The organism is Wolbachia endosymbiont of Oedothorax gibbosus (assembly GCF_936270435.1).
Lineage (GTDB): Bacteria > Pseudomonadota > Alphaproteobacteria > Rickettsiales > Anaplasmataceae > Wolbachia.
In genome coordinates this window covers 725,437-749,484 of the sequence record NZ_OW370567.1, presented here as the reverse complement: position 1 = coordinate 749,484, position 24,048 = coordinate 725,437, and the positions used below count along the sequence as shown (strand labels likewise).

Annotated in this window: 19 protein-coding genes and 1 tRNA gene; 8 read left to right on the top strand and 12 right to left on the bottom strand. The window is 35.7% G+C overall.

Annotation, left to right across the window (positions count from 1 at the left end):
* Window positions 1–214 precede the first annotated feature (214 nt).
* On the top strand, window positions 215–1,138 hold the full coding sequence (locus tag NBW39_RS03760; RefSeq protein ID WP_250295658.1) for an RluA family pseudouridine synthase: 924 nt from the start codon (window positions 215–217) through the stop codon (window positions 1,136–1,138).
* 7 nt (window positions 1,139–1,145) lie between these two features.
* Here NBW39_RS03760 and NBW39_RS03755 read toward each other — a convergent pair whose 3' ends face one another.
* Window positions 1,146–2,408, bottom strand: coding sequence for an MFS transporter (locus NBW39_RS03755; protein ID WP_250295657.1), 1,263 nt, complete (start codon window positions 2,406–2,408; stop codon window positions 1,146–1,148).
* A 35-nt stretch (window positions 2,409–2,443) separates the two neighbouring features.
* Complete coding sequence (aspS, locus tag NBW39_RS03750) at window positions 2,444–4,246, bottom strand: aspartate--tRNA ligase (RefSeq protein WP_250295656.1); 1,803 nt, start codon at window positions 4,244–4,246, stop codon at window positions 2,444–2,446.
* Between the two features lie 195 nt (window positions 4,247–4,441).
* Here aspS and NBW39_RS03745 point away from each other — a divergent pair, with 195 nt between their 5' ends.
* The 3 genes from NBW39_RS03745 (at window position 4,442) to NBW39_RS08705 (ending at window position 6,143) form a co-directional block, all read left to right on the top strand.
* Complete coding sequence (locus NBW39_RS03745) at window positions 4,442–4,873, top strand: hypothetical protein (RefSeq protein ID WP_065094728.1); 432 nt, start codon at window positions 4,442–4,444, stop codon at window positions 4,871–4,873.
* Between the two features lie 3 nt (window positions 4,874–4,876).
* Window positions 4,877–5,500 carry a heme ABC exporter ATP-binding protein CcmA gene (ccmA, locus tag NBW39_RS03740; RefSeq protein ID WP_250295655.1) on the top strand — a complete coding sequence of 208 codons (624 nt, stop codon included), beginning with the start codon at window positions 4,877–4,879 and terminating at the stop codon, window positions 5,498–5,500.
* A gap of 511 nt (window positions 5,501–6,011) precedes the next feature.
* A complete protein-coding gene (locus tag NBW39_RS08705) occupies window positions 6,012–6,143 on the top strand; it encodes a hypothetical protein (RefSeq protein ID WP_256466310.1) in 132 nt (43 codons plus the stop codon).
* A 184-nt stretch (window positions 6,144–6,327) separates the two neighbouring features.
* Here NBW39_RS08705 and NBW39_RS03735 read toward each other — a convergent pair whose 3' ends face one another.
* The 4 genes from NBW39_RS03735 to NBW39_RS03720 all read right to left on the bottom strand — a co-directional run bounded on the left by NBW39_RS03735 (window position 6,328) and on the right by NBW39_RS03720 (window position 10,985).
* Complete coding sequence (locus tag NBW39_RS03735) at window positions 6,328–7,365, bottom strand: ankyrin repeat domain-containing protein (RefSeq protein WP_250295654.1); 1,038 nt, start codon at window positions 7,363–7,365, stop codon at window positions 6,328–6,330.
* Between the two features lie 55 nt (window positions 7,366–7,420).
* The gene (argS, locus tag NBW39_RS03730; RefSeq protein WP_250295653.1) at window positions 7,421–9,118 is read right to left on the bottom strand and encodes an arginine--tRNA ligase; all 1,698 of its coding nucleotides are present in this window, start codon (window positions 9,116–9,118) and stop codon (window positions 7,421–7,423) included.
* A 207-nt stretch (window positions 9,119–9,325) separates the two neighbouring features.
* Window positions 9,326–10,606 (bottom strand): hypothetical protein, encoded by a 1,281-nt coding sequence (locus NBW39_RS03725; RefSeq protein ID WP_250295652.1) that lies wholly within the window; start codon window positions 10,604–10,606, stop codon window positions 9,326–9,328.
* A gap of 76 nt (window positions 10,607–10,682) precedes the next feature.
* Window positions 10,683–10,985, bottom strand: a complete 303-nt coding sequence (locus tag NBW39_RS03720; protein ID WP_250295651.1) for a hypothetical protein — start codon at window positions 10,983–10,985, stop codon at window positions 10,683–10,685.
* A gap of 31 nt (window positions 10,986–11,016) precedes the next feature.
* On the opposite strand from NBW39_RS03720, the gene NBW39_RS03715 reads away from it, so the two are divergent.
* Window positions 11,017–11,843, top strand: a protein-coding gene (locus NBW39_RS03715; RefSeq protein WP_250294694.1) for an IS5 family transposase whose coding sequence is annotated in 2 segments (ribosomal slippage) — window positions 11,017–11,404 and window positions 11,404–11,843 — 828 coding nt in all. Because the reading frame shifts where the segments join, the coding sequence is not laid out codon by codon here.
* Between the two features lie 989 nt (window positions 11,844–12,832).
* Here the strand turns inward: NBW39_RS03715 and NBW39_RS03710 are convergent.
* On the bottom strand, window positions 12,833–14,548 hold the full coding sequence (locus NBW39_RS03710; RefSeq protein ID WP_250295650.1) for an ABC transporter ATP-binding protein: 1,716 nt from the start codon (window positions 14,546–14,548) through the stop codon (window positions 12,833–12,835).
* A 146-nt stretch (window positions 14,549–14,694) separates the two neighbouring features.
* Here NBW39_RS03710 and NBW39_RS03705 point away from each other — a divergent pair, with 146 nt between their 5' ends.
* The 3 genes from NBW39_RS03705 (at window position 14,695) to NBW39_RS03695 (ending at window position 17,540) form a co-directional block, all read left to right on the top strand.
* Window positions 14,695–15,621, top strand: a complete 927-nt coding sequence (locus NBW39_RS03705; RefSeq protein WP_250295649.1) for a ribose-phosphate diphosphokinase — start codon at window positions 14,695–14,697, stop codon at window positions 15,619–15,621.
* Window positions 15,611–15,964, top strand: a complete 354-nt coding sequence (gene gatC / locus NBW39_RS03700) for an Asp-tRNA(Asn)/Glu-tRNA(Gln) amidotransferase subunit GatC (protein WP_065094978.1) — start codon at window positions 15,611–15,613, stop codon at window positions 15,962–15,964. The genes NBW39_RS03705 and gatC overlap by 11 nt, the downstream gene beginning before the upstream one ends.
* A 202-nt stretch (window positions 15,965–16,166) precedes the next feature.
* On the top strand, window positions 16,167–17,540 hold the full coding sequence (locus NBW39_RS03695) for a DnaJ domain-containing protein (protein WP_250295648.1): 1,374 nt from the start codon (window positions 16,167–16,169) through the stop codon (window positions 17,538–17,540).
* 1 nt (window position 17,541) lies between these two features.
* Here NBW39_RS03695 and NBW39_RS03690 read toward each other — a convergent pair whose 3' ends face one another.
* The 5 genes from NBW39_RS03690 to glmS all read right to left on the bottom strand — a co-directional run bounded on the left by NBW39_RS03690 (window position 17,542) and on the right by glmS (window position 24,025).
* Window positions 17,542–18,804 (bottom strand): Tol-Pal system protein TolB, encoded by a 1,263-nt coding sequence (locus tag NBW39_RS03690; RefSeq protein ID WP_250295647.1) that lies wholly within the window; start codon window positions 18,802–18,804, stop codon window positions 17,542–17,544.
* A 5-nt stretch (window positions 18,805–18,809) separates the two neighbouring features.
* Complete coding sequence (locus NBW39_RS03685; RefSeq protein WP_250295646.1) at window positions 18,810–20,444, bottom strand: ribonuclease J; 1,635 nt, start codon at window positions 20,442–20,444, stop codon at window positions 18,810–18,812.
* A 208-nt stretch (window positions 20,445–20,652) separates the two neighbouring features.
* Window positions 20,653–21,774, bottom strand: coding sequence for a molecular chaperone DnaJ (dnaJ, locus tag NBW39_RS03680; protein WP_250295645.1), 1,122 nt, complete (start codon window positions 21,772–21,774; stop codon window positions 20,653–20,655).
* An 82-nt stretch (window positions 21,775–21,856) separates the two neighbouring features.
* Window positions 21,857–21,934 (bottom strand) — tRNA-Arg (locus NBW39_RS03675).
* A gap of 279 nt (window positions 21,935–22,213) precedes the next feature.
* The gene (gene glmS / locus NBW39_RS03670; protein WP_250295644.1) at window positions 22,214–24,025 is read right to left on the bottom strand and encodes a glutamine--fructose-6-phosphate transaminase (isomerizing); all 1,812 of its coding nucleotides are present in this window, start codon (window positions 24,023–24,025) and stop codon (window positions 22,214–22,216) included.
* Window positions 24,026–24,048: the final 23 nt, after the last annotated feature.

Below are 24,048 nucleotides of genomic sequence, written 5' to 3'. Positions count from 1 at the left end.
AACTAATTAAGTGGTTTTAAGCAAGTTTGGTTTTCACTAGTTCTACAGGAAGTTAATAGCAGAGTTTTAAACTTCATATTTAATCTACTAAATAAATAGCACATGTAGCCTATTGCTTGACAATAGGATCTAGTTGTTATCTAGATTCCAGTGTCAGCTACTTGAATGACACCAATAATTGACATTTCACTAGATATTCATTATAAATAATGGAATGCTACAAAGTATAAAAACCATATCAGTAGAAGACGATAACGTTAGGCTGGATAGGTACATCAGAAGAATTTTTCCTGATCTAAAGCAATCTGTAATTGAAAAATCTTTAAGGAAAGGATTAATCAAAGTTGATGATTGCAAAGCAAAGTCCAGTGATAGAGTAAATCCTGGGCAAACTATAACGCTGAAGCACTTGAATTATATTGAGAACGCTAATTCTGACCGCAAATATAATGAAAAGTTAGTGAATCTACTAAGAGAGAACATATTATATGAAGACGAATATATGCTAGCTATAAACAAACCCGCAGGGGTCATTGTTCAAGGTGGCGTAAAAGTAAAGATTAGCATTAGTGATTTGCTTGACCAAATAAGAGAGGGAGAAATATTTAAAATTGTCCATAGACTAGATAGAGATACGAGTGGAGTGATAATATTCGCACGCAATGCCAATGTTGCCAGATACCTTATGGAAGAATTTAAAGGACGAAGGGTAAAAAAAACTTACTTGGCATTAACTTCTGGCATACCGAGCAAGGATAGTGGAATAATAGATTATCCATTGGTGAAAAAATATGTTTCAGGTCAAGAAAAAGTGGTCGTTGATGAAAATTCACCTCAAAACGCTACTACGCATTTTTCAATTATAGCAAAACTCAAACACAATGTTGCTTACATAAAATTACAACCAATTACTGGTAGAACTCATCAGTTACGTGCACATTTAACTCATATAAATTGCCCTATTCTTGGTGATGGTAAATATGGTGGTAAAAAAGCTTTTATTGATGAAGTAGCAAATCAGATTCACCTTCATTCGCATTCTTTATCTTTAAAATTGCCAAACAATAAAGAAATCACTATTACCGCTCCTATCCCTAAGCACATCGAAAAATCTATTGAAGTGCTATTTTTTGACTGAAGCGATTTCACCAATCAACTTTTCTGTCTTTGGCTTTGATTTGAAGCACAGATATTAGACTGATCAATGCACAGGCAGTAAGATAAATGCCTGCTGCAAGTTTTGTTTCGGTTTTTTCTATAAGCCACATGCATATGGATGGAGAAAGGCCACCAAAAATACCTGCAGATATATTATGTGCTAGGCTAAAGCCAGTGCATCTCACTTTTGTTGGAAATAACTCGCAGGCGAGAGAATTATATATTCCAAAAGATGCACCTATCGGCACACTTATCAACAGAAAAGTGAGCGTTACAATATAGTGATTATCATACGATAATAGCGAAAGTGCCGGCAAACCGGCGCAAGCTAAAGCTACTAATGTAGGAATCATTACATTTTTTCTTCCAACTTTATCAGAAAGTATTGCAAACAGCACTGCAGACGCTCCAAATGTAATCTCAACTATAATCCTTACTACATTTTTAATATCAATGCCTGAGAAAGTAAGTTCTTTGACAGATATGTTGTAAAACATGATTGCTGAATAAACGATTGCATTTTGGGCTATACCAAGTCCAATTGCTATCACAAATGCCCTTTTATAGTCCCTGATTAATTCTAAAAATGGGGAATTGGATAAACTTTTATTTTTATCGTGCACTTTATATGCTAAGCTCTCTTCCATTATGTATCTTATTAAAAAACCTATTACGCCCATAATAGAGCAGAAATAGAAAGGCAATCTCCAGCCCCAAATTTCATAATTTTCACCTGTAAACTTTTTGCAAATAGCTATCATTACAAAGCATGTAAGAGAACCAAGAGCGCCGCTAAAAGCTTTCATGCTACCTAAAAAACCTAGATTTTTTTTATCGCTTGAATGTTCTATTAAAAAAGCTGAGTTGATACTCGTTTCTCCACCTGCTGCAATTCCTTGTGTTATCCTACAAAGCAGAAGCAGTATAGGAGAAAATATTCCTATTTCTCTAAAACTTGGTATAATCGCAATTGCAGTAGATGATATCGAAGCTAATATTACGGAGGTCAGCAAAATTTTCCTTCTGCCGTATTTATCTCCAATGTAACCAAAAATAAATGCACCAAGTGGTCTAAATCCAAAGCCAACTGCAAAAGTACCAAGAAATTTGATTGTGCTTAAATAATCACTTTCTGAAGGAAAGAAAACATTGCTTATTATGTGCGTCAAAACTCCAAACAGAGTTAACTCATACCATATAATCATGTTGCAGATTATGCCTGATAGTATTGCCTTTTGAATATTGTTCATGACTTCCGGTTTACCATACTCCACTATAAAATTTTTTATTCAATGACCTGCAAAGACAGTTCACGTAAATGTTTATTATCCACTTTGGAAGGGGCACCCATTAGAACATCTTCACCTTGCTGGTTCATAGGAAAACAGATTACTTCACGAATATTTGGCTCATCGGCAAGTAGCATAACCATTCTATCAACTCCTGGTGCTATACCGCCGTGAGGAGGAACACCAAATCTGAATGCACGTACAAGTGCGCCGAATTTTGTATCAACTTCTCCCCGACTATAACCTGCAATGGCAAAGGCCTTATACATGATATCCAGCTTATTATTACGAATCGCCCCGCTTGAGAGTTCTATTCCATTACAAACGAGATCATATTGGTAAGCAAGGATATCCAGTGGGTCTTTTTCCTCTAAATCTTTCAAGCCGCCATGTGGCATGGAGAATGGGTTATGAAAGAAATCGATTTTTTTACTTTTATCGTCATATACAAAATAGGGAAAATCAATGATCCAACAAAACTTGAAGGTATTGTCATCTATAAAACTGAGTTCTGACCCTAAAAGAATGCGTACTTTCCCTGCAATTGTTGCTGCCTCATTCTCTTTGTCAGAAGCAAAAAACACACTATCTCCAGGCCCTACATTCGTTACTTCTCTTATGTGGTTTAGCCTATTGTCATCGAGAAATTTAGCAATCGGGCCTTTCGCAGTACCATCTTTATCAAACGTTATATATCCAAGACCCTTAGCACCGAATTCTCTTTGCGCATGTTCTATCTTTTTATCAAAGAAGCTGCGTGGTTCCTCTGCTGTTTTAGGTGCAGGAATAGCTCTCACTACCATACCACGCTCAATATTGCTTTTGAAAATATTGAACTCTGAACCACGGAAAATTTCTGTAACATCGCTGATTAATAATGGATTACGCAGATCTGGCTTATCAGAACCATATTTGAGCATTGCTTCTTTGTATGTAATACGTGGAAAATCTTTATCGACAGACTTACGAGAAAATTTAGCAAACACTTTATATAAGGTAGACTCAATAATCTGAAAGATGTCTTCTTGAGTTATAAAAGACATTTCAAGATCTAGCTGATAAAACTCTCCCGGAGAACGGTCAGCCCTTGCGTCTTCGTCACGGAAACACGGTGCAATTTGAAAATATTTATCAAACCCTGAAACCATGAGCAATTGCTTAAAAATCTGTGGAGCTTGCGGCAATGCATAGAATTTACCAGGATTTAGTCTGCTTGGCACCAAATAATCACGTGCACCTTCAGGGGACGAAGCAGTAAGTATTGGAGTTTGAATTTCCAAAAACCCTTGCTCTATCATGAGCTTGCGGAGTTCTGCAATAATTTGTGAGCGCAGAATAATATTGTTGCGGGTGTTTTCTCGCCTTAAATCAAGAAACCGATATTTAAATCTCATATTTTCTGGGTATTCCTGCTCCCCAGTAATACTTGCTAATATACTTCTTTCTTCTTTTGCTATTTCTTCATCACAGTGGAACTCGACTTCCGATTCAACGTGCAAATTGCCCACTACAACCTCAATTTCTCCGGTTGCGATAGAGCTATTTACCGTATCTCCAGTTCTAGCTTTAACTACTCCTGTAACAGTAATCACACTTTCTGATTTTAAATTTGAAATCTCATCAAAAAAGTCTTTATCATTATTGAACACTAGCTGAGTAATCCCATGAAAATCTCTTAAATCAACAAAGATTAGATTGCCATGGTCACGCTTGCGATATAACCATCCAGAGAGGGTAACTTCTTTTCCTACATCACTCTTCCTTAATTCATTACACGTGTGAGTTTTATAGCAGTTCATATTTGTTTCACTTCTAAATTCTTTAAGAAGTATAGAAATAAACCTTACTACATACAAGCCCATTCGTCGGATATTTGTACAATTTACGAAATAGAGCAGTGTTGCTTTTTACTGTCTTTACCCGCAAAAAAATTGCACAATTTCTATAATTATGGTATAATAATAAGGGTATTTTTAATGAATTAGATACAGGAAATGCCACTTACACAGATCATAACATATAGCGTAACATTACTTGCTGTAGCTGCAGTATTTCTCTTTTTGAGAAAAATATACAAAAATCGCATTAGAAAAATCATATTTCCTAGAAAAGTTTTTAAAGAAGAGTGGGAAGAAGACAGAAAATTCAATGAATTATATCAAAAAAATAAGCAAAAAGAGTTGATGAAACAACAAGAAACGCTACGCGAGAAACAAAAAGATGTGCAAGTTTATAAAGAAGATCCAGAAATAGTTGACATAGCAAAACCGGTAGGTAAATGGACAAAGATGGTTATGATGGGTAATGGTTTAATGCAGCGTTTTGCACAATTGATACATAGAGAAGGCGGACAGAAAGGATTTTGGGAGCTGTTTGTAAAAGCTCAGGCTTCAACTCAAGGTAAACATAAGGGGAAGGGCAGATAATTCATGCTCGAATGTGAAAATTTATCCTGCGCTCGTAATAACAAAGTATTATTTAAACATCTCAGTTTTAAAGCTGAGCCAAAATCAAAGATTCTAATCACTGGTCCAAATGGTAGTGGTAAAACCAGCTTAATTAGAAGTTTATCTGGACTTTTACCGCCGGTATCAGGCAATATAAGGCACTGCGGAAAAGACATATATGATGATCCAAAATCCTATATACCTTCTATGGTCTATATAGGCCATAAGAATGCCTGTAAAGATAGCTTAACTGTTACTCAAAACATAGAATTCTGGGCAGGAATACGAAATACTAGGGAATTGATTGTGGCAGCTATTTGTTGCTTGCAGCTACAGCCTGTACTTAATATTAGATATGGCGAACTTTCTGCAGGCTGGAAAAGAAGAGTTACGCTTGCTCGCCTCTTGATTTCTAATGCAAACGTTTGGCTGATAGATGAACCATTTTGTAATCTTGATAGTGCAACGTGTGAATTAGTGCTGAACCTAATCTCAATACGCTCTGAGCAAAATGGTATAGTAATTATTACAGGGCATAGCTCTACAGAGCAATTGTGTGATTTTACAACGATTGATATACGCGATTTCAATAGACTTCTTGCATAGTTTTTGCAACAACCGTCAGAAACGAAAAACTTCCTTGACAAACCCCGCCAGCTCCCTTATCATGGTACTGAAGGTATTCAGTTATCTTCATCTGTGCAGATTAAACAGCAAGAAAACAACGTAGTTGGCGTCTTGTTTTTAATTTTTTGCACTATGTGCACCTTATGTCTTCACAGTATTGCTAGCTATATAAGCTGAAACGCGCTGTTTAAGACAGTATAGTACGCCGATTTGCAGGATTAGAGAGTGACAACTAGCTAACACGGGATATCTTTTGCCTTTTTTTCTGCTTAGTAAATTTCTTAAACATTTTAGCTAAGGTTAGTTGCATTTAAAAGCAGCTAAATTGCAGTGTTTAAGACTTAAAAAAACGCCAATACTGAAAATAGACGATGACCAGGGCTTCTTTTGCCTTTTTTTTCATTTGGTGAATTTCTTAATGTTTATACGGAAGGTAGCGCGTGACGCTGGAATCCAGTTTTTGGCAGTTTCATTGAAAATGTTGTATAGTATGCTTGTTTACAGTCAAAATCCTGGATCCCAGTGTCTGGGCACTGGGATGACAGGAGAAGGGGCTACTCGGATGACAGGAGAAGGAAGCACTGCCGTCTTGCCAGTGTCTGCTACTTGGATGACACCTTGACGATTCGTCATCCCGCTACGTGTTAGCAGCTAAGAGATACCGCGGCGGTATGACGGTTAAGTAGGGTATCATCCCAGTACTGGGATGATACCCTCATAAGGTGAACCAGTGTCACGCTACTTGGATGACAAGAAGAGGGACTACCGTGTTGCAATAACAAATTCCAGTGCTGGAATCCAGCAGATCAAGCTTTCCGCTCATTCCCAGTTATGCCTTGTTCTTTTTCCACTTCATCCATTTCAGTACTAGGTTTTAACATCATATATGTGATACCACCAACTGCTAGTGCTGCTGTTGCAACTGCAACCACTGCTATCACTATAGGTATTAACTCAACTGCAACTGTTCCGGTTACAAAAAGTGCCACTGCTGCTGCAGTGCCTAATAATGCGGTTGCACCACCGGCAGAAATACTTTTATTAAGTGCTTGCTGCTTCAGTTGTTTTTCTTCTGCTTTTTCCAGAAGCTTCTTTATAAAGTCACGTTCAGCTAAATCTCTCGGAGTTTTACCATCTTTATCCTTTAATAAAGGATCTGCACCATTTGCTATGAGAATTTTTACTACTTCTGTATAGCACTTTTTAGCAGCGCAATGTAAAGGAGTAATACCTTTTGCTTCTCCTGCATCAATCTTTGCGTTAACATTTGCCCCATTTGCTATGAGAATTTTTACTACTTCTGTATGGCCCTTTTCAGCAGCTAAATGTAAAGGAGTAATACCTTTTGCTTTTTCTAGATGATCAGCCTTTGCATTAACATTTGCCCTATTTGCTATGAGAAATTTTGCTATCTTTGTATGACCTCCTTCACCAGCGCAATGTAGAGGAGTATATCCTTTAAATTTTTCTACATTAGTCTTTGCATCAACCTTCGCCCCGTTTTTTACTAGAATTTCTACTATATCTGTATGACCTCCTCCAACAGCGCGATGTAAAGGAGTCACCCCTTTGTATTCTACATCAACACTTGCATCATTTTCTATTAGAAGGTTTACTATTTTTGCATAGCCACATGAAGCAGCTAAATGTAATAATGTAAGTTGATTATCTTCATCTTCAAACAGGTGATTTACACCAAAACCAGCTTCTTCCCATTTCTTATATTCTTCTGGATATTTCTTTAATTCCTCTTTTATTTTGTCAATTACGTTGTCTTTACTTAAATCTTCTTTCTCATTAACTGCGCTTAACATTCTTTTCCACTGCTCATAGTTCATTGTCATAACTTTACTCCTACTTTAACAATATTTTAATTATCACATATTATGGCAAAAAAAATCAACTCATTTCTTCCAAAGGCTCTATATTAAAGATGGAAAGTCCAGAAGCGATTACGTGCGCTAAGGCTTGAACGAGAAACATTCTTGCAGCGGTGAGGTTTAAGTTGTCTTCCAGTATGAACCGCATGTTTAAATCACTCTTGCCATACCCCCATAAAACGTGAAACGCTTCTGCAACTTCAAGTAAGTAGAAAGTAATTCTGTGTGGCTCATAAAGCCTTGCCGCTGTTTCTACTACATCTGGCCACTTTGCTAAGGTTTTTATGAGGAAGAGCTCTCCACCTGTCTTTAAAAGTGAAGGATCTGCTGTTGGGAGCTCTTTTGGAGCATTACGCATTAATGAATGAGCACGAGCATGCGCATATTGCACGTAAAAAATAGGATTATCTTTTGACTGTTCTTTAACTTTAGCAAAATCAAAGTCCAAGACCATATCATTCTTGCGTGTTAACATTATAAAACGAGTTATGTCCCTGCCAACTTCTTCCACTACATCTCTTGCTGTTAGGAAATTTCCTGATCTTTTGGACATTTTAACTGGTTTACCATTCTCGAAAAAATTCACAATATTATGCAGTTTTACCTCTATTTTTGCTTCTAGCGCAGAGACAACTGCTTTGAGCCTTTTTACATAACCACCGTGGTCACTACCAAGCTCTACGATCATATTGTTAAAACCACGTGATATCTTATCAAAATGGTAAGCGATATCTGAGGCAAAATAAGTCCAACTGCCGTCCTCTTTCTTCAATGCGCGGTCAACATCATCGCCAAATTTTGTAGAGCGAAATAACATTTCTTTTCTGGAAGTCCAATTTTCACTTTCTTTGCCTTTTGGTTTCTCCAAGTACCCTTCATACACTAGACCCTTGTCAGACAATATCTTTATACTCTCTTCAATTTTGCCACTTTTTTGTAGCTCATACTCTGAAGTAAAAACATCATGACTTACCCCAAGTAAGTTCATGTCTTCCTTTATGATTTCTAAGATAGAACTTAAAGTATATTCTCTAATTGTTTGATTATCTTGCTTTTTTAGAAGCTCTGTGCCATATTTTTTAGCCAACTTCTCCCCTATTGGCTTTAAATATTCACCTGGGTATAAACCTTTTTCGATGCTGATTTTTTCTCCCAGAGCTTCCTTATACCGCAAATATACTGACTTTATTAGTGTATCTATCTGCGCTCCAGCATCATTAATATAGTATTCCTTAGTAACTTTATAACCGACTTTTTTTAGTAAATTTACCAGAACATCACCAAATACTGCCCCTCTTGCATGACCAATATGCAGTGGACCAGTTGGATTTGCAGATACAAATTCAACATTGATGGCCTGATTGTTCCCTATATCTAGGGTGCCAAACTCTGTTTTTAGCTCATTTATTTGTTTTAAAATCCCATGCCACACTTCTATTTTTAAGTGCATGTTGATGAACCCAGGGACCGCTATTTCCACTTTTGCAACTTCATCAAAAAGCTCAAACTCTTTGGCTAAAACCTCTGCGATTTCAATGGGATTTTTCTTTTCATGCTTTGCGAGCACCATAGCAACGTTTGTGTAAATATCTCCATGTGCTCTATTGCTTGGAGGTTCCACAATAAAATTTTCCGCACTTGTGCTTATAACACCCGTTTGCTTTAATTCACCTAATTTGCCAGAAATTAGAGAAAAAATCCGCTTAAAAATGCTCATTCACTATACTGCTATAAAATCTATAGCAGTATAGCGAATAAGTGGGGCTAGTTGAAGACTTATCTCATGTCATATAAGTTTCTATTGGCAAATGTAGCTCAATTGGCAGAGCGTCAGTCTATGGCGCTAAATGCTGCCAGCTGTTCATTCATTTTATTTTTCTACAAAAATGCTTTCTAAGCTGAAAAGCCTAGAAAGCATTCAGTCTTATACAAAATTAGTATCAACGGAAACAGAATTATCCTCATTGTCATAATAGTAAGGATTTGCTTTTTGCAAATCACCAGAAACAGTTAATAGTACTTCCTTATCACTATCCCATGCAACTTTCTTCATAATTTCAGCAAAATTTTTACACTTTGCGTCACCTGCACAATCTTTTATATGGCCATTAGCATTAAGATAAGGCGATAAGCTGGAATAGTATATTTTAGTGTTATTGCCGTCTTTATCTATCATTTGTCCTGAGGAATCAACAAGTATTAGCGGCGCAACTTGTTTTGCTTTAATAGTATCTGCACCTGATACTTTAACAAGATTAGGGCACGCTTTTTCAGCAAAGAAGCTCTTGTTACAGTCTTGATTCGCATAGTAACCTGCAGGGTAGCAGAAACTTTTAATTTCATCATCTTGACAGGCAATCTCGCTTGAATTATCCGAACATTTCTTACACCACATATTGCTAGCATTTGCCCATGAGTAATCAAAAGGTTCTGAAAAAGCAAATTTGTAATTTACTGCACCATAGAAGACCTTTGATCCCATTTCCAAATGTTCCGCAATTTTAGGGTTACTATACATCTCAGGGTAAAATTCCTTTAGTAAATCAGATGTACTAAAACCTTGGCGACCTACCTGATTATAGCTCTTATAGTAACCAGCAGCACTTCCACACTTTGCAATATCAGCATGATCCTGGGTTATTTCTTGAGATACAATGAAAGCTGTTTGTTCGACTTCATTTTCATCACCTTTTTTCTTGCCATCCTTATCAAAGCCTGTTCTATCGTAGCCATCTTTGTCATAGCCATCCTTATCAAAGCCATTTTTATCATAGCCGTCTTTGTCGTAGCCATCCTTATTAAAGCCATTTTTATCACACTTACAATCTATCTCATCCTTTATTTCTTTTTTTATTTTGTCTTTCAGTTCATTCTTAGTTTTATCATCAAGCTCAAACTTAAGATCTTTCTCTAGTTCATTTTTAATCTTTTCTTTCAGTTCATTCTTAGTCTTATCGCCAATCTCAAACTTAAGATCTTTCTCTAGTTCACTCTTAATATTTTTCTTCAATTCATTTTTAGTCTTATCATCAATTTCACATTTAAGATCTTTCTTCAGTTCATCCTTAGTTTTATCATCAATCTTGGACTTAGGGTCTTTACCATCATCTAGTTTTGTATGTAAATTAATTTTCAATATATGTGGCAGTTGACGTATATGACTTACATGCCTATTATTTGAACAAGGAAAAGTGTTTTTTAACATAAAATAGCTCCATTAATAAATAAAAATTAACATAAAATGGGGGTGTGTACTAACAATGTACACACCTTGATTGCCTTTATATAATATGAACAATATCTTCTGGTACTGACATTTGTTCAGGAGAAAATGCTGATCCTGTGCGCGCATCTATTATAGAAGCATTTATCGCATCCACACAAGCTTTGCATTCAGGATTACTATCACATTGTCCTTTGATACGATTGTCTGGACCAATTTCAAGATTGTTGTCAGTTTTATCTATAATTTCTTTACATTTTGCAAACATTAAGCCACTAGATTCCTTAGTCTTGGCATCTTTAATCTCTCCAGAAACTGCATCAACTACTATTAGACTTCTTTCAAAATTGGAAAAGAGCAAAAAATTAGTATAAAATCATACATTTAAAAGTATGAGATATGAAGAAACTAAGGAGTTAGATGAAGAGAAGTTTCGTCGTCTGACAGGAGTAAAGAAGGCAACTTTCAACAGGATGGTAGAAATTTTAGATGAAGAAGATAGAAGGAAAAAAGCAAAAAGTGGGCGTAAAAGCAAGCTCTGTATAGAAGACAGGCTACTTATGGCATTGGAATATCTTCGTGAATATCGGACATATTTCCACATTGGTCGAAGTTATGGTATGAGCGAAAGTACGACCTATAAAATCATAAAGTGGATTGAAAATACATTGGTAAAACATCCGGATTTTGCATTGCCAGGGCGAAAAGAGGTTCTAAAAAGTGATATAGAATATGAGGTTTTAGTGATAGATGCAACAGAAACTCCTGTGGAAAGACCCAAAAAAAGCAAAAAAGATTTTATTCAGGAAAAAAGAAAAAGCACAGTATAAAAACACAGATTATTTCGGAAAAAGAAAGCAAAAAGATCATTTGCACGTCTTTTTCAAATGGTAGGAAACATGATTTTCGGCTTTTTAAGGAGTCAAAAGTGCACATACTACCAAGTATCAAAGTCCTAGCAGATAGCGGTTACAGAGGTCTACAAAAAATTCACGCAAATGTTGAATTGCCACATAGAAAAACGAAAAAGCACCCATTGACTAAGAAACAAAAGCAAGAAAATCAAGAGCTTGCAAGCAAAAGAGTTGTGGTTGAGAATGTAATCGGTTTGCTTAAAAGATTTAAAATTATTGCAGATAAATATCGCAATCGGCGAAAACGTTTTGGATTGAGATTCAATTTGATAGCTGGAATTTACAATCTAGAGTTGATGATGTGAATTTTGAAAGAGGTCTATTGAAAGCTTTGAAAAGTCAATTGGTTTTTTAGGTTCTGGACAAGGAGGACATTCAGGACAAGGAGGTATTTTTATATCAGGAAGCTGTATATTTAATTCGAGTCTATCACAACACGGATCAAAGTGGTCATGGCAATGTGGGTTAAAGTGGTTATGACAATGTGGATCAAAATTATGATGGTACCGTGGGTCAGTTGTGCAAGCTGTGCGCGTAGGAATACATGAACCAACACGTGGAGATGAGGAAATATAATTCATAAGAATCCTTTAAAAAATAACTATTAGATTATTATAGGATAAAAAAGTTAATGATTTAATAATTTTGAGGCTAAAATTAGCATATACAAACTTACAGTACATTTCAAAATACGATTTTAATGTAGCAGATATTAGAGTTCAGAAGTTTTACTACGACAGAATAATGATAAGATTTTAAGAAGAAGTTGTAAAAATTAGTTGTGTTGCTGAAATAAGTTGTAGTAGAACTGCTATGTGAATAACAATTGCTTATCTTTTCAAGTAAAATGTGAAATACATGAGTGTTATATTTGAATAACACTCATGTACTCTTAGAAGAACATAAAGCACATACACTAATACGTGCGTATATGAAAATTATTTGAAATAGCCTTCTAACAAAAAAAACCAAATCCATCACAAGGATTGTGGCATGGATTATAATTATTATAACATTGGTCAAAATAATTGTAACATGGATCATAATTATTTTGACATGGATTAACAGTGTAAGGTGTTGTACATGAAGATGTATAAGGTACTTTTATCAACGTTTGTGTTGGTAAAGCTGGCATTGATATATGAGAAGGTATATGTTGTTGTGGTAAAAAAGTGTAAACCATAATAATCCTTAAAAAATACTATTAAGTTATTATAAATTATAATAATTAAAAATTTAATAACTTTAATTATAAATCTAGCATATCAACTAACAGTATGATTTAAATTTTCTTTCAATTCCACTGTATCTTCGCCAGTTTTGCATATAGCCCCTCTTTACTCATTAGAAAATCATGAGTTCCGACTTCTTCTACTTTTCCATGATTAATTACTATAATCTTGTCAGTTTTAAGTGCGGTTGATAGTCTGTGTGTAATTACGATCGTTGTTCTGTTTTGCATTAACTTGCTTAATGCTTTTTGCACGAGGTTCTCACTTTTATAATCAAGGGCAGAGGTTGCTTCATCCAGTATTAAAACCTGAGGGTTTTTGAGTATGGCTCTTGCTATTATAATACGTTGTTTTTGCCCTTCAGAAAGTTTTAATCCTCTTTTTCCTACAAATGTATCAAATTTATCAGGCAGCTTATCAATAAATTCCATCGCATAAGCGCTGATAGCTGCTTGCTTCACTTCCTCATATTCAGCACCCGGTTTGCCGTATAGTATATTTTCTATTATTGAGCAAGAGAATATCATGTGATCTTGTGGCACTAAGCCAAACAACGATCTTAGGTCATTTAGCGCAATTGTCTTAATATTCTGTCCATCGATAGTAATGCTTCCTTTGTCTGGATCGTGAAAACGGAGCAAAAGCTTTAAAATGGTGCTCTTGCCACTGCCAGATGGTCCAACAATTGATACTACTTGACCTGCCTTTATAGAAAATGATACGTTATTTAACGCTGGCTTATCAGACTGAGATTCATAAAAAAATTTCACGCCATTAAACGAAATTCCTTTTTGAACACTACAAATTTTTATAGGATCATCGGCATCTGCTATAGAGCTTTTCATATTTTTAAATTCAAATAAACGCTCTACTATTCCAAGACCTCGTTGTAAATCACTGATATTATCGCTAAAATTATTTATAGCTCCTGCTGCGAGCGCTGAATAAAACACGAATGAAGATAGTTCTCCAATAGTTATATTGTTGTTTAAGACTTCTTTAATACCAAAAAAGAGCAAAACAACTAGTGAACCTATCACACACGTGATAACTAGAGTTACTAGAATAGCACGCAAAAATACTAATTTTACGTATGATTTTGATACTGAGTTTAAATACTCCTTAAAACGGGTTTTTTCATTTTCTTCGAGTACAAACGATTTGATAGTTACAATAGACCGAAAATTTTCCTCACTAAGTGATGCAAGCTCACTTAATTTATCCTGGGCAAAGCGCGCATAGCTACGCACTTTTTTTCCAAGTGGGATCATGATAATGAATAGTATAGGTATTATTGCGGCTGCATATGCGGTTAGGTGTAGATTTGTATATAATAACATGGCAACACTACCAATCAGAATCACAAAATTTCGTAATATGGTTAGTAAGCTGCTGTTTATTATTGATTGCAGCACAGAGGTATCAGTAATGAGTGCTGAGATAACATCTTGTACGCCTGTGTTCTCAAAAAAACTTGGTTGCAAGTCAGTGATACTGCTATATAAGTCATATCTGATTCTTGCGATAACTTTCTCGCTGCCAATGCCAATGAAATATAACCTAGTAAATGCAGTGAGAGAAATGGCTAAAACTATAAGTATTGCAACTAATAGTTTGGTAGTAAAATCGTGCTCTGTGCCAGAATCAATTATATTGCTTAAGCCCCTGCCAAAGAGGAGGATCGTTAAGGCTGAAAATAAAACTGCAATAAAAGCTATGATGAAATAAGATAGATTAGGCTTTATATAGTAAAATAACTCTCTAATATTAGATAGCATCGTATTTTGAAGTTCCTAAAGTTAAGTATATAGATTTTAGTTTCAGGGGAAAGGGGAAAGGTGTAGTATGAAGCAGTTAATGCTAGAACTTACATTTCAATTATTTCATAATTTCTGTATAATCTTACAAGCTCAATTGGTACGTTATGAAGATAATAATAGGTAATGCTAGTAAGGAATTAGGGAAATCAGTAGTTAAACGGCTAGATGTTCAACCATCCTCTGCTTGGATATCAAAGTTTACCGATGGCGAGGTAAATGTAGAAGTAGCAAATGATCTATATAATCAAGAAGTATACATAGTACAATCTCTTTCTCCCCCTGTGAATGATAACCTTATGGAGCTTCTGCTTATAATTGATGCAGTAAATAGATTAGGAGCCAAAAGGATAGTAGTAATTATTCCTTATTATGGATATAGCAGACAAGATAGAATTATCAAAAACAATAATATGCAATCTGCTTTAAGTGCTAAATTAGTTGCAAATCTTATTCAAACTGCAGGTGCAAGTAGTGTCGCAGTTATTGATTTGCACTCAAGTCAAATTGAAGGATTCTTTGATGTACCGGTAACTAATTTGAACTGTTTTGAAGCATTTGTTGACTCTATACACACGGAAAATTTGGCAATTGTTGCACCTGATGTTGGAGCAATTGGCAGAGCACGTGCTTTTGCAAAGACTTTAGAGAAAAAGTATAAGATAGAGTTAAGTAATAAGATTATTGTAGTAGATAAATATAGAGAGAAAGCAGGCACATCTCAAGTAATGAACATAATAGGAGAAGTTGCAAACAAAAATTGTGTCATTGTTGACGATATAGTTGACTCTGGTGGAACGTTGTGTAATGCAGCTCTTACTCTAAAAAATTGCGGAGCAAAATCCGTAATTTCATGCATCACACATGGTGTGCTTTCAGGAAGTGCAGTTGAGAAAATCTCTTCCTCTTCTTTAGATAAATTAGTGATTACGGATACCATACTTCACAAACTTGAAAAAACTGGTAAAATAGAAGTTGTTTCGGTCGTAGATATTTTAACTCACTTTATCCAAGGAGGTAAAGATGCCAGCTAAGTCAACAGAAGACGTTATTACTTCACTAATAGAATTTGCAAATAAGAGAAAAATAACAATTACCAAGGAAGAAATGCTTAAAATTGCACAGCTTGTAAGGATTAAGTTATCAAATGACGAGATTGATCACTACTCAAAAGAACTGACAATGCTGGATTGGATACATGATACTTTATTGCAAGTTAATACTGAAGGTGTTTCTCCTATGCGTTATGGCAGTATAGACAAAGACATTCATGTACGCGATGATGTTATAAATTCTCAAAACATTAAAGAAGAGATATTGTCCAATACAAAACCTGAGCATGGGTATTTCGTAGTGCCAAAGGTTATAAACGATTAAGGTAAAATAAGCTTATATCAAATCTACATCAGGAAAGCGGCAAAATAAGATAGACAAAGTTACTTGGATGACATCATAGGGCTTGCATGATATCCTTCTTGGTAAAGTAAGAAATCTGTCTCTAGTTTTACCTGGCTTTCTTGAGTGGACTTGCTAAACTAGTAATACATTATGTTAATTTAATTTTACCAAGGGGGTGAGTATGATTCCAAAAACACGTAAAGAGGCATTTAAAGTTCTAAGATTATCAGAAGGCGCAAGTATAGAAGAGATTAAGAAGGCATATCGCAAGCTTGCACTCGAATGGCATCCCGATAAATGGTCAGATAAAACACCAAGAAGAGCAAAAACAGCAACAGAAAAGTTTAAAGAAATATCAGTAGCATATGGAATATTAACAGACAAGATCAGCGAAGAATTCATCAGCAACCAACCTAATGATGACTGGGCTGATGAATTCTCAGAAAACCATCGTAAAGAATTTCGCAAAGGTTGCTACGGTTCGCATTTGAGTGAAGAGGAAAAAGATTTATTTTATGCTCTTGAAACACAAGATCTAGCCCAAACAAAAACTTTGTTAAAAAAAGTTCAGAACATCAATGCACAAACCAAACCTTTTTATACAGATAATGGCAGTTCAATATTGGGCTACATTGTAGAAAATGCTTGCAATGATCCTAAATCCGGTTGGATAGAGTTTCTTGAAGAAGTTTTATTAAAACACAGGGCTAATAACTCAACACCAGTTCATAACAGCATTGCCGATCCATGCTCGATAATTAACATAATAGATGTTAATATTAAGGGGCGGTGTGGTACCCCTTTGCGTGATGCGTGCATACTAGGCAACCTTGATGTTGTAAATGTGCTTTTAAGGCATGGGGCAGACCCTAACGTATACAAACAAGACGATTTCGCACCACTTTGTGAGGCTTTAGAATATGCTTTAAAAACAGGCGAAAATGATATTGCTAAAGCGCTTTTTGCACATGGTGCTAAAGTTGATTATTCAACAGGCATGATAATTACCACTCATATTACAGAATATAGTCAGAGTACAATAGAAACATTCTTACCATATACATGTAATTTTTTCAAAAATAAGATGTTAAAATCCATTGTTGAAAGCAATTGTGCAGAAACCGATCATGATATTAAAATTGCAGAATTACTATTAAAGCCAGGCGCTGACCCTGAAACTGTACAGAGCACTCAAGCATTCTCCGTTACATTAAGGTTGGCCCAATCCAAAGGGAAAAGTAAGCTTGAAAAACTATTCACTGAACACAAAGAAAATGTAATTAATAACAATTCACATCCAAAACAAGGGCCTACTCTAGGAATTTCTCCGAGAAGACGGACAATTATCCGTTCAGCACTACTGCTTGGTGTTATAGGAGCCACACTGGCTGCAATGGGAATTATACCTGAAATTGCTGTTATTGGAGTAATTGCAACTGTTGTGTTGTCAGGAATCGCTGGTGCTATAGTAGGTGGTGTAGCAGGATATCTTGTTGATGTGGCGATAAATCAATGCTGTGGTAATACAGTTAATCAGCAGTGTGCAGCTCAGTAGTTTAAAAATAAGACCAATCCGGTAAAGAAGCATTTGTGGGAGTGGAAACCATTTTTTGATTTTTCTTTACTAAGTCTACTAAATATAGTTTAGAGTTGCTTGGTGATTCTGTTCTTGTAAAAATGATTTCTCTGCCATTTGGTAGCCATGCCGGAGATTCAATTTTATGCCCCTCTGAAAGCAGACGTTCTTCTTTGCCATCTGGCTTCATAACTCCTATGTAAAATTTTCCTGACTGAATCTTTGTAAAAGCTATCAGATCTCCTTTTGGCGACCAAACAGGCGTAGCATATCTTCCACTTCCAAAACTAATTCTTTTAGGTTTTTTACTTGTGTTAGTAAAATCGATAACGTACAGTTGCTGACTCCCACTTATATCAGAACTAAAAGCCATATACTTTTGATCTGGAGAAAAAGAGGGAGAAGTGCTTATAGCTGAACCTTTAGTAATTTTTTTTGTCCGTTTACTACTTAAATCCAAAGATAATATATTTGTCTCACCACCCAATGAGTGGGAAATTAAAAGAGATTTACCATCAGGAGAAAATCTTGGTGCAGAAACAACTCCTTCAAATGCGCTGATTATTGATTCAGTGTTATCTTTTAAATTTTTTAATATTATATAACTTTTACCATTTGCGTATGAGATATAAACAATACCCTTTCCATTTGGTGAAAATCTTGGTGTTGACACAAATCTATCGCCATTTGTTAAGTATTTTATATTACTTCCATCTTGATTCATCACAGCAATTTTACGTACGGATTTATAATTGCTATCTTTTTCTTCAGCGATATACGTGATTTTTGTGTTGAAGTGCCCTTTCTCACCAATCAATCTATCATGTATCACATCCGAAACGAGGTGACCAATTTTTCTCCAGTCTTTTGCTGGAAAAACAACTGACTGAGTAAGTAATTCTCTTTTTGTAAAAGTGTCAAACAAACGAAATGATAGCTCTAATGCACTACCAGATACTTCGCTTAAACTTACTGTGACTACAGTATCGCTTTTCCAAGATTTAGATTCAGCTTCCGCGCCACGTTTTACATTAAATAAGCCACAATTAGATAAATTTGTTCCTATTACCTTTGCAATATTTTCGCTTAATTCGCTTTCCAGCGCTGTTTTACATGTACATTTAGATACAACAAGATCAATGTTACCAACACTGCTTTTTTTTATATCAACATATAAAGCAGCTTTTGTAAAATAAGGAATAAATAACGAAATAAATAACACCAGCTGAACGAATAACTTCATTCATTTCATACCTGTTCTATCTGGACTTCAATTATAGGTCTTTTTAGTAAATATTCCTTTAAGATACTAAATATTGAACTCTCAATCTTATTTCTTATTTTTTTTGTCGGCTGTAAACTAAACGCTGACTCAACCTTCTCTATGATCCTTTGCACAATGACTGCATCTTCTTGCGCTTCGAAAACACCTGGTGCAAATACTTTTGGCTTAGCAAGCAATTTATTTTTCTTGTTTACAACCGCTGTCACTACAATAGCTCCAGCATCTCTCATTTTCTTACGCATTTTTATAACACTGCACTCCGGATGACGTAGCAACATACCATCAATACCAAAGTAGTCAACATCGATTGAATTAACTTTTTCTCCATTCTCCAAATTAACGATATCACCTGGTGCAATCATTATTGCTTTTGCCACACCGCACTCTTTAGCAAATTTTACATGTGCATGCGTGTGAATATATTCGCCGTGAACTGGAATAGACATCTTCGGTTTTATTAAAGAATACATTTCCTTTAGCTCTTCTCTTGTTGGATGCCCAGAAGCATGAACATGCTCTGTTTTTTCAGTAACAACTTCTACCCCCATCTCAATAAAGGCATTGAGCATGTTGTGCGCACGAGTTTCATTTCCAGGAATGATTTTTGACGAAAAGATCATGGTATCACCTTGCTGCATTTTAAATGCTTGATGACTCTTAGCAGCAAGTCTTGCGGTAGCTGCCAGTGGCTCACCTTGACAACCTGTGCAAAGTAGCACCAGTTTTTCCCTTGGAAAATTTACTGCTTCCTTTGCTTCAAGAAACTCAGGAGAATCAGTTAAATAACCACTATCTTGAGCAACTTTCACTATTCTCCATAAAGATCTACCAAGTAAAACTACTTTTCTATTTAGTGCTTTTGCAGCTTGGCTTATCGTTTCAATTCGTGCCACATTTGAAGCAAATAGCGAAACAGCAACTAATTTTTTAGACCGCTTTATTATGTTATAAATATTATTATAAATTTCACCTTCTGACTCAGGGTGATGCTTGCTTAATATATTGGTTGAATCGCAAATTGCTGCAAGCAGGTCACCTTTATCGCCAATTTCTTTTAAACGCTCTATATTAGAAGTTAATCCAACAACAGGTTTTGGATCAAATTTCCAGTCTCCGGTATGGAGTGCACTACCCATTTCAGTGCTAATTAATATTGAATTTGCCTCAGGAATTGAATGAGTTACATTTATAAACTCGACGGTAAAAGGACCCAAATTTGTGCTGCCATTTATGTCCACCTCTTTCACAGGCACTATACCTTCCAATCGAAATTCTTTTAGTTTTTCCTTAAGAAAATTAACCGTAAACTTTGTTGTATATATGGAGCACTGCAACTCTTCCCACAAGTGAGGCACTGCACCGCAGTGGTCCTCATGTGCATGTGTAATTATTATTCCAAGCAAATCTTTTTTTCTTTGAACAATAAAATCTACATCAGCAATGAGCAGCTCAACACCTGGCATAGTTTCATCTGCAAAACCAACACCAAGGTCGATCATAATCCACTTACCTTGGTAATGATATAGGCTAACATTCATCCCGATTCTTCCTACTCCCCCAAGCGGAAGAAATAAAAACTCATTTTTGTTTATATTCATTAAATTTAAATTATTAAAATCTGAGAATAGCAAAACTTCGGTCTTAAATAAAGAAATTTATTGCTTTTACATAATTTTAAGGAACTGAGAAGTTTCTGTTGGCTAATAATAACACTATTGTTAAGTTTTCCATTAATAAGATCAAAGAATTGCAGGGTTAAGTGAAAACCCGTAAATAGTTACCCCTTCATGTCATTTAGCAGATTTCTTATTTTTTTTTTACTTTACTAAAAAACCCTTCAGATTGCTGTTGTATACTTGCATTTTCCTCTTCTTCAAGTGCTTTTAATAGTTCAATTTGCTTTTTAGTTAAATTTTTTGGATTTAAAGTCTCAACTATTACCTGTACATATAAATCACCACGAACATGTGAGTTCATATATGGCATACCCTTTTCCCTATAACGTAGTTTGGTACCAGTTTGAGTGCTCTCTGGAACCTTTACTTTTGTTTTAGCTCCATCAATTGACTGGACATCAATTTCACCACCAAGCACAGCTAGTGTCATTCTTATAGGTATTTTACAGTGTAAATCTGCCTTATTTCGAGTAAAGATTTTATGGGGAGCTATTTTCACGTATACGTATAAATCTCCACTTTTTCCACCTCTTGCTCCAGCTTCTCCTTTATCACTTATCCTTACCTTAGCTCCTTCTTCTATGCCTTTTGGAATTGAAACGGATATATTTACTTCACCTCTTCTACGTCCACTTCCACCGCATTTTTTACATTTATTTTGTATTATTTCTCCTTCTCCATAGCATGTAGTACACGTTCTTTCGATGGTAAAAAAGCCTTGCTGAGTTCTAATCCTACCACTTCCTTGGCATGTGTGGCACTGAACTGGTTTAATTGCTCCTTCGCCACCTGTGCCTTGGCATGTATCACATTTTACATTTGTCACATAATGTATAGGCGCTTGTATTCCTTTAAATGCATCTTCCAAAGTAATTTCAAGATCATAACGTAGGTCTGCTCCAGACACTCCTGTTGTTGTGCTCCTCTTTGCTCTTGATCTACTTGCACCACCACCGAATCCTCCACCAAAGAAGTCATTGAATATGTCGCTAAAATCTCCTGCAGAACTGAAGCCTTGAAACCCACCAGAAGCACCTTCGTGGCCATAACGGTCATAGCCTGCCCTTTTCTCAGAGTCAGACAGAACTTCATATGCAGCTGTTACTTCTTTAAATTTTTCCTCTGCTTCTTTATTGCCAGGATTTCTATCAGGATGATATTTTAATGCTAATTTTTTATACGCTTTTTTTATCTCATCAATACTGGCATTTCTTCCTACTTCCAGCAGATCATAGTAGTCTTTTTTGCTCATATATAATAGTTTAGTGTTTAACCTTTAAAGATAGGTATTGCATATATTAATTTCAAGTGTGACTTCTGTTTCCTATAAAATGTGGTGCACCCTGAGCGACTTGAACGCCCGACCTTTTGATCCGTAGTCAAATGCTCTAATCCAACTGAGCTAAGGGTGCTTTCACAAAGTTAACTTTAGCAGATTTTGTAGCTTGATTCAATTAATTTGGCTAAAAATAAAACTGCTAATTTTTATCATGTGTGAAACCTGCAAAAAATTGCATTTGCTTTCTTAAGAAAGGAATGCACAGCAAAAGAGTCCAACGTCACGCGCTGGAATGAAAAAAAAGAGTGAGCTGCTGATTTTTTATGTAAATAACTATTATGCAAGAAATTTAGTGACTTATAGTTGATAATTAAAGTGCTTAATTAGAAATTTAGCTTTAACTTTAAATGGACTACTCAACCGTGACAGACTTAGCTAAATTTCTTGGACAATCAGCATCTAACCCTTTTTTTGCTGCAGTATAGTAAGCAAGGAATTGCATAGCAACACTGTAGATGATTGGAGAGATAAAATTATCAGTGTCTGGAAGTTGCACCACATCTGCGCAAATTCCCCTGAGGAACGGTGCTCCTTGCTTATCACTGAAGGCAATTACTTTGCCTTTTCTTGCAATAATCTCTTGTATATTAGATAGCGTTTTAAAGAATAAATCATCATAAGGGATAATTGCTATAACAAGCACAGTATGGTCTATCAAAGCGATAGACCCGTGCTTCATTTCCCCCGCTGCAATACCAATTGTGTTAATGTATGAAAGTTCTTTTATTTTTAATGCGCCTTCCATTGCAACTCCGTATGAACTTCCTCTGCCGATTAAAATAACGTTATTGTGTTCTAATATACTGCCCGATATATGTTGTATTTTCATCATATTCAAAACGTGCTCAACATACTCAGGAATAGAATTGATAGCACTGCTTAGCTGCTTTATTCTCTCTCCACCCAGTATACCTTTTATTTTTCCAAGCTCCACGGCAAAGCATGCTAAAGTTGCAAGTTGCGCAGAAAAGGTTTTTGTTGAAGCAACACCAATTTCTTGCCCAGCAAGAGTATGTAACACAATATCTGAGATCTTTTCAATGCTGCTGTTAAATGTGTTAGTTATACTAATGATTGTTTGCTTATGTGATTTCGCATAACGCAGCGCTTCTATGGTATCTGCAGTTTCGCCAGATTGAGAGATGAATAACCCAATACTGCCTTTTTCCAACTTAATGTTGCTATATCTAAATTCTGATGAGATTTCTAGATATACTCGAACTTGAGCAACACTTTCCAGCCAATACTTTGCTATTAGCCCAGCAAAATAAGATGACCCGCATCCAACTATAGTAATGTAACTCAGCTCAGAAAACAATTTTTTGTTGACCTCTTTATATTGCTTGTAAAATTGATTTATTGTTTCGTTTAATGCATGCGGTTGCTCAAAAATCTCTTTTAACATGAAGCTAGGGTAACCATTTTTGCTAATTAGAAAATTACTTGGACTACTATTTTCTATACTGCGTTTAACTTGTGTACCATTGTTGTATATACTAACTCCACTAGATTTTATTACTGCAATGTCATCATCTTCCAAATGCGATATTCTTTCCACAAATGCACTTAAAGCATTAGAGTCAGATGCAGCAAACACTGTGTTACAGTTATAGCCTATTGCTAAAGGCAAATTTCTCTTCGCAACAAATAAGGCATCTGGATATTCTGCAAATAATAAGACCAAGGCAAATGAGCCATGTAAGTTGTTTAAACACTTAAATAGAGAATCAACTGGCGACAATCCTTCATCAAGATATAAGGTTAGCATATTTGGTATGATCTCTGTGTCAGTGTCAGTATGGAATGACATTCCCCTTTCTTCTAGACCCTTTTTTAGCAGATTGTAATTCTCAATTATGCCGTTATGAGCAACAACAACATTATTTGTACGAATGGGGTGAGCATTTTTAAGGCCTGGAACTCCGTGTGTAGCCCAGCGAGTATGTGCTATACCAACTGTACTGTGAGACATCTTGCTTTCATCAACAACTTTATACAACCTTTGAACTTTACCTTCTGATTTTTTGACTTCTATCTCGCCTTCGTTATTTATGATTGCTATACCTGAGGAATCATATCCCCTATATTCCAATTTTTGCAACCCGGTTAACAAGGTTGGTATTACTGAATCACCGTTACTTACTACACCAAATATTCCACACACAATTAAGTGAACCTTCTTCTTAA

Excerpts from the sequence above, each read along its gene's own strand:
- NBW39_RS03760 (WP_250295658.1), top strand. The coding sequence starts at position 215 with ATGCTACAAAGTATAAAAACCATATCAGTAGAAGACGATAACGTTAGG.
- NBW39_RS03755 (WP_250295657.1), bottom strand. The coding sequence starts at position 2,408 with ATGAACAATATTCAAAAGGCAATACTATCAGGCATAATCTGCAACATG.
- aspS (WP_250295656.1), bottom strand. The coding sequence starts at position 4,246 with ATGAACTGCTATAAAACTCACACGTGTAATGAATTAAGGAAGAGTGAT.
- NBW39_RS03745 (WP_065094728.1), top strand. The coding sequence starts at position 4,442 with ATGCCACTTACACAGATCATAACATATAGCGTAACATTACTTGCTGTA.
- ccmA (WP_250295655.1), top strand. The coding sequence starts at position 4,877 with ATGCTCGAATGTGAAAATTTATCCTGCGCTCGTAATAACAAAGTATTA.
- NBW39_RS08705 (WP_256466310.1), top strand. The coding sequence starts at position 6,012 with ATGCTTGTTTACAGTCAAAATCCTGGATCCCAGTGTCTGGGCACTGGG.
- NBW39_RS03735 (WP_250295654.1), bottom strand. The coding sequence starts at position 7,365 with ATGACAATGAACTATGAGCAGTGGAAAAGAATGTTAAGCGCAGTTAAT.
- argS (WP_250295653.1), bottom strand. The coding sequence starts at position 9,118 with ATGAGCATTTTTAAGCGGATTTTTTCTCTAATTTCTGGCAAATTAGGT.
- NBW39_RS03725 (WP_250295652.1), bottom strand. The coding sequence starts at position 10,606 with ATGTTAAAAAACACTTTTCCTTGTTCAAATAATAGGCATGTAAGTCAT.
- NBW39_RS03710 (WP_250295650.1), bottom strand. The coding sequence starts at position 14,548 with ATGCTATCTAATATTAGAGAGTTATTTTACTATATAAAGCCTAATCTA.
- NBW39_RS03705 (WP_250295649.1), top strand. The coding sequence starts at position 14,695 with ATGAAGATAATAATAGGTAATGCTAGTAAGGAATTAGGGAAATCAGTA.
- gatC (WP_065094978.1), top strand. The coding sequence starts at position 15,611 with ATGCCAGCTAAGTCAACAGAAGACGTTATTACTTCACTAATAGAATTT.
- NBW39_RS03695 (WP_250295648.1), top strand. The coding sequence starts at position 16,167 with ATGATTCCAAAAACACGTAAAGAGGCATTTAAAGTTCTAAGATTATCA.
- NBW39_RS03690 (WP_250295647.1), bottom strand. The coding sequence starts at position 18,804 with ATGAAGTTATTCGTTCAGCTGGTGTTATTTATTTCGTTATTTATTCCT.
- NBW39_RS03685 (WP_250295646.1), bottom strand. The coding sequence starts at position 20,444 with ATGAATATAAACAAAAATGAGTTTTTATTTCTTCCGCTTGGGGGAGTA.
- dnaJ (WP_250295645.1), bottom strand. The coding sequence starts at position 21,774 with ATGAGCAAAAAAGACTACTATGATCTGCTGGAAGTAGGAAGAAATGCC.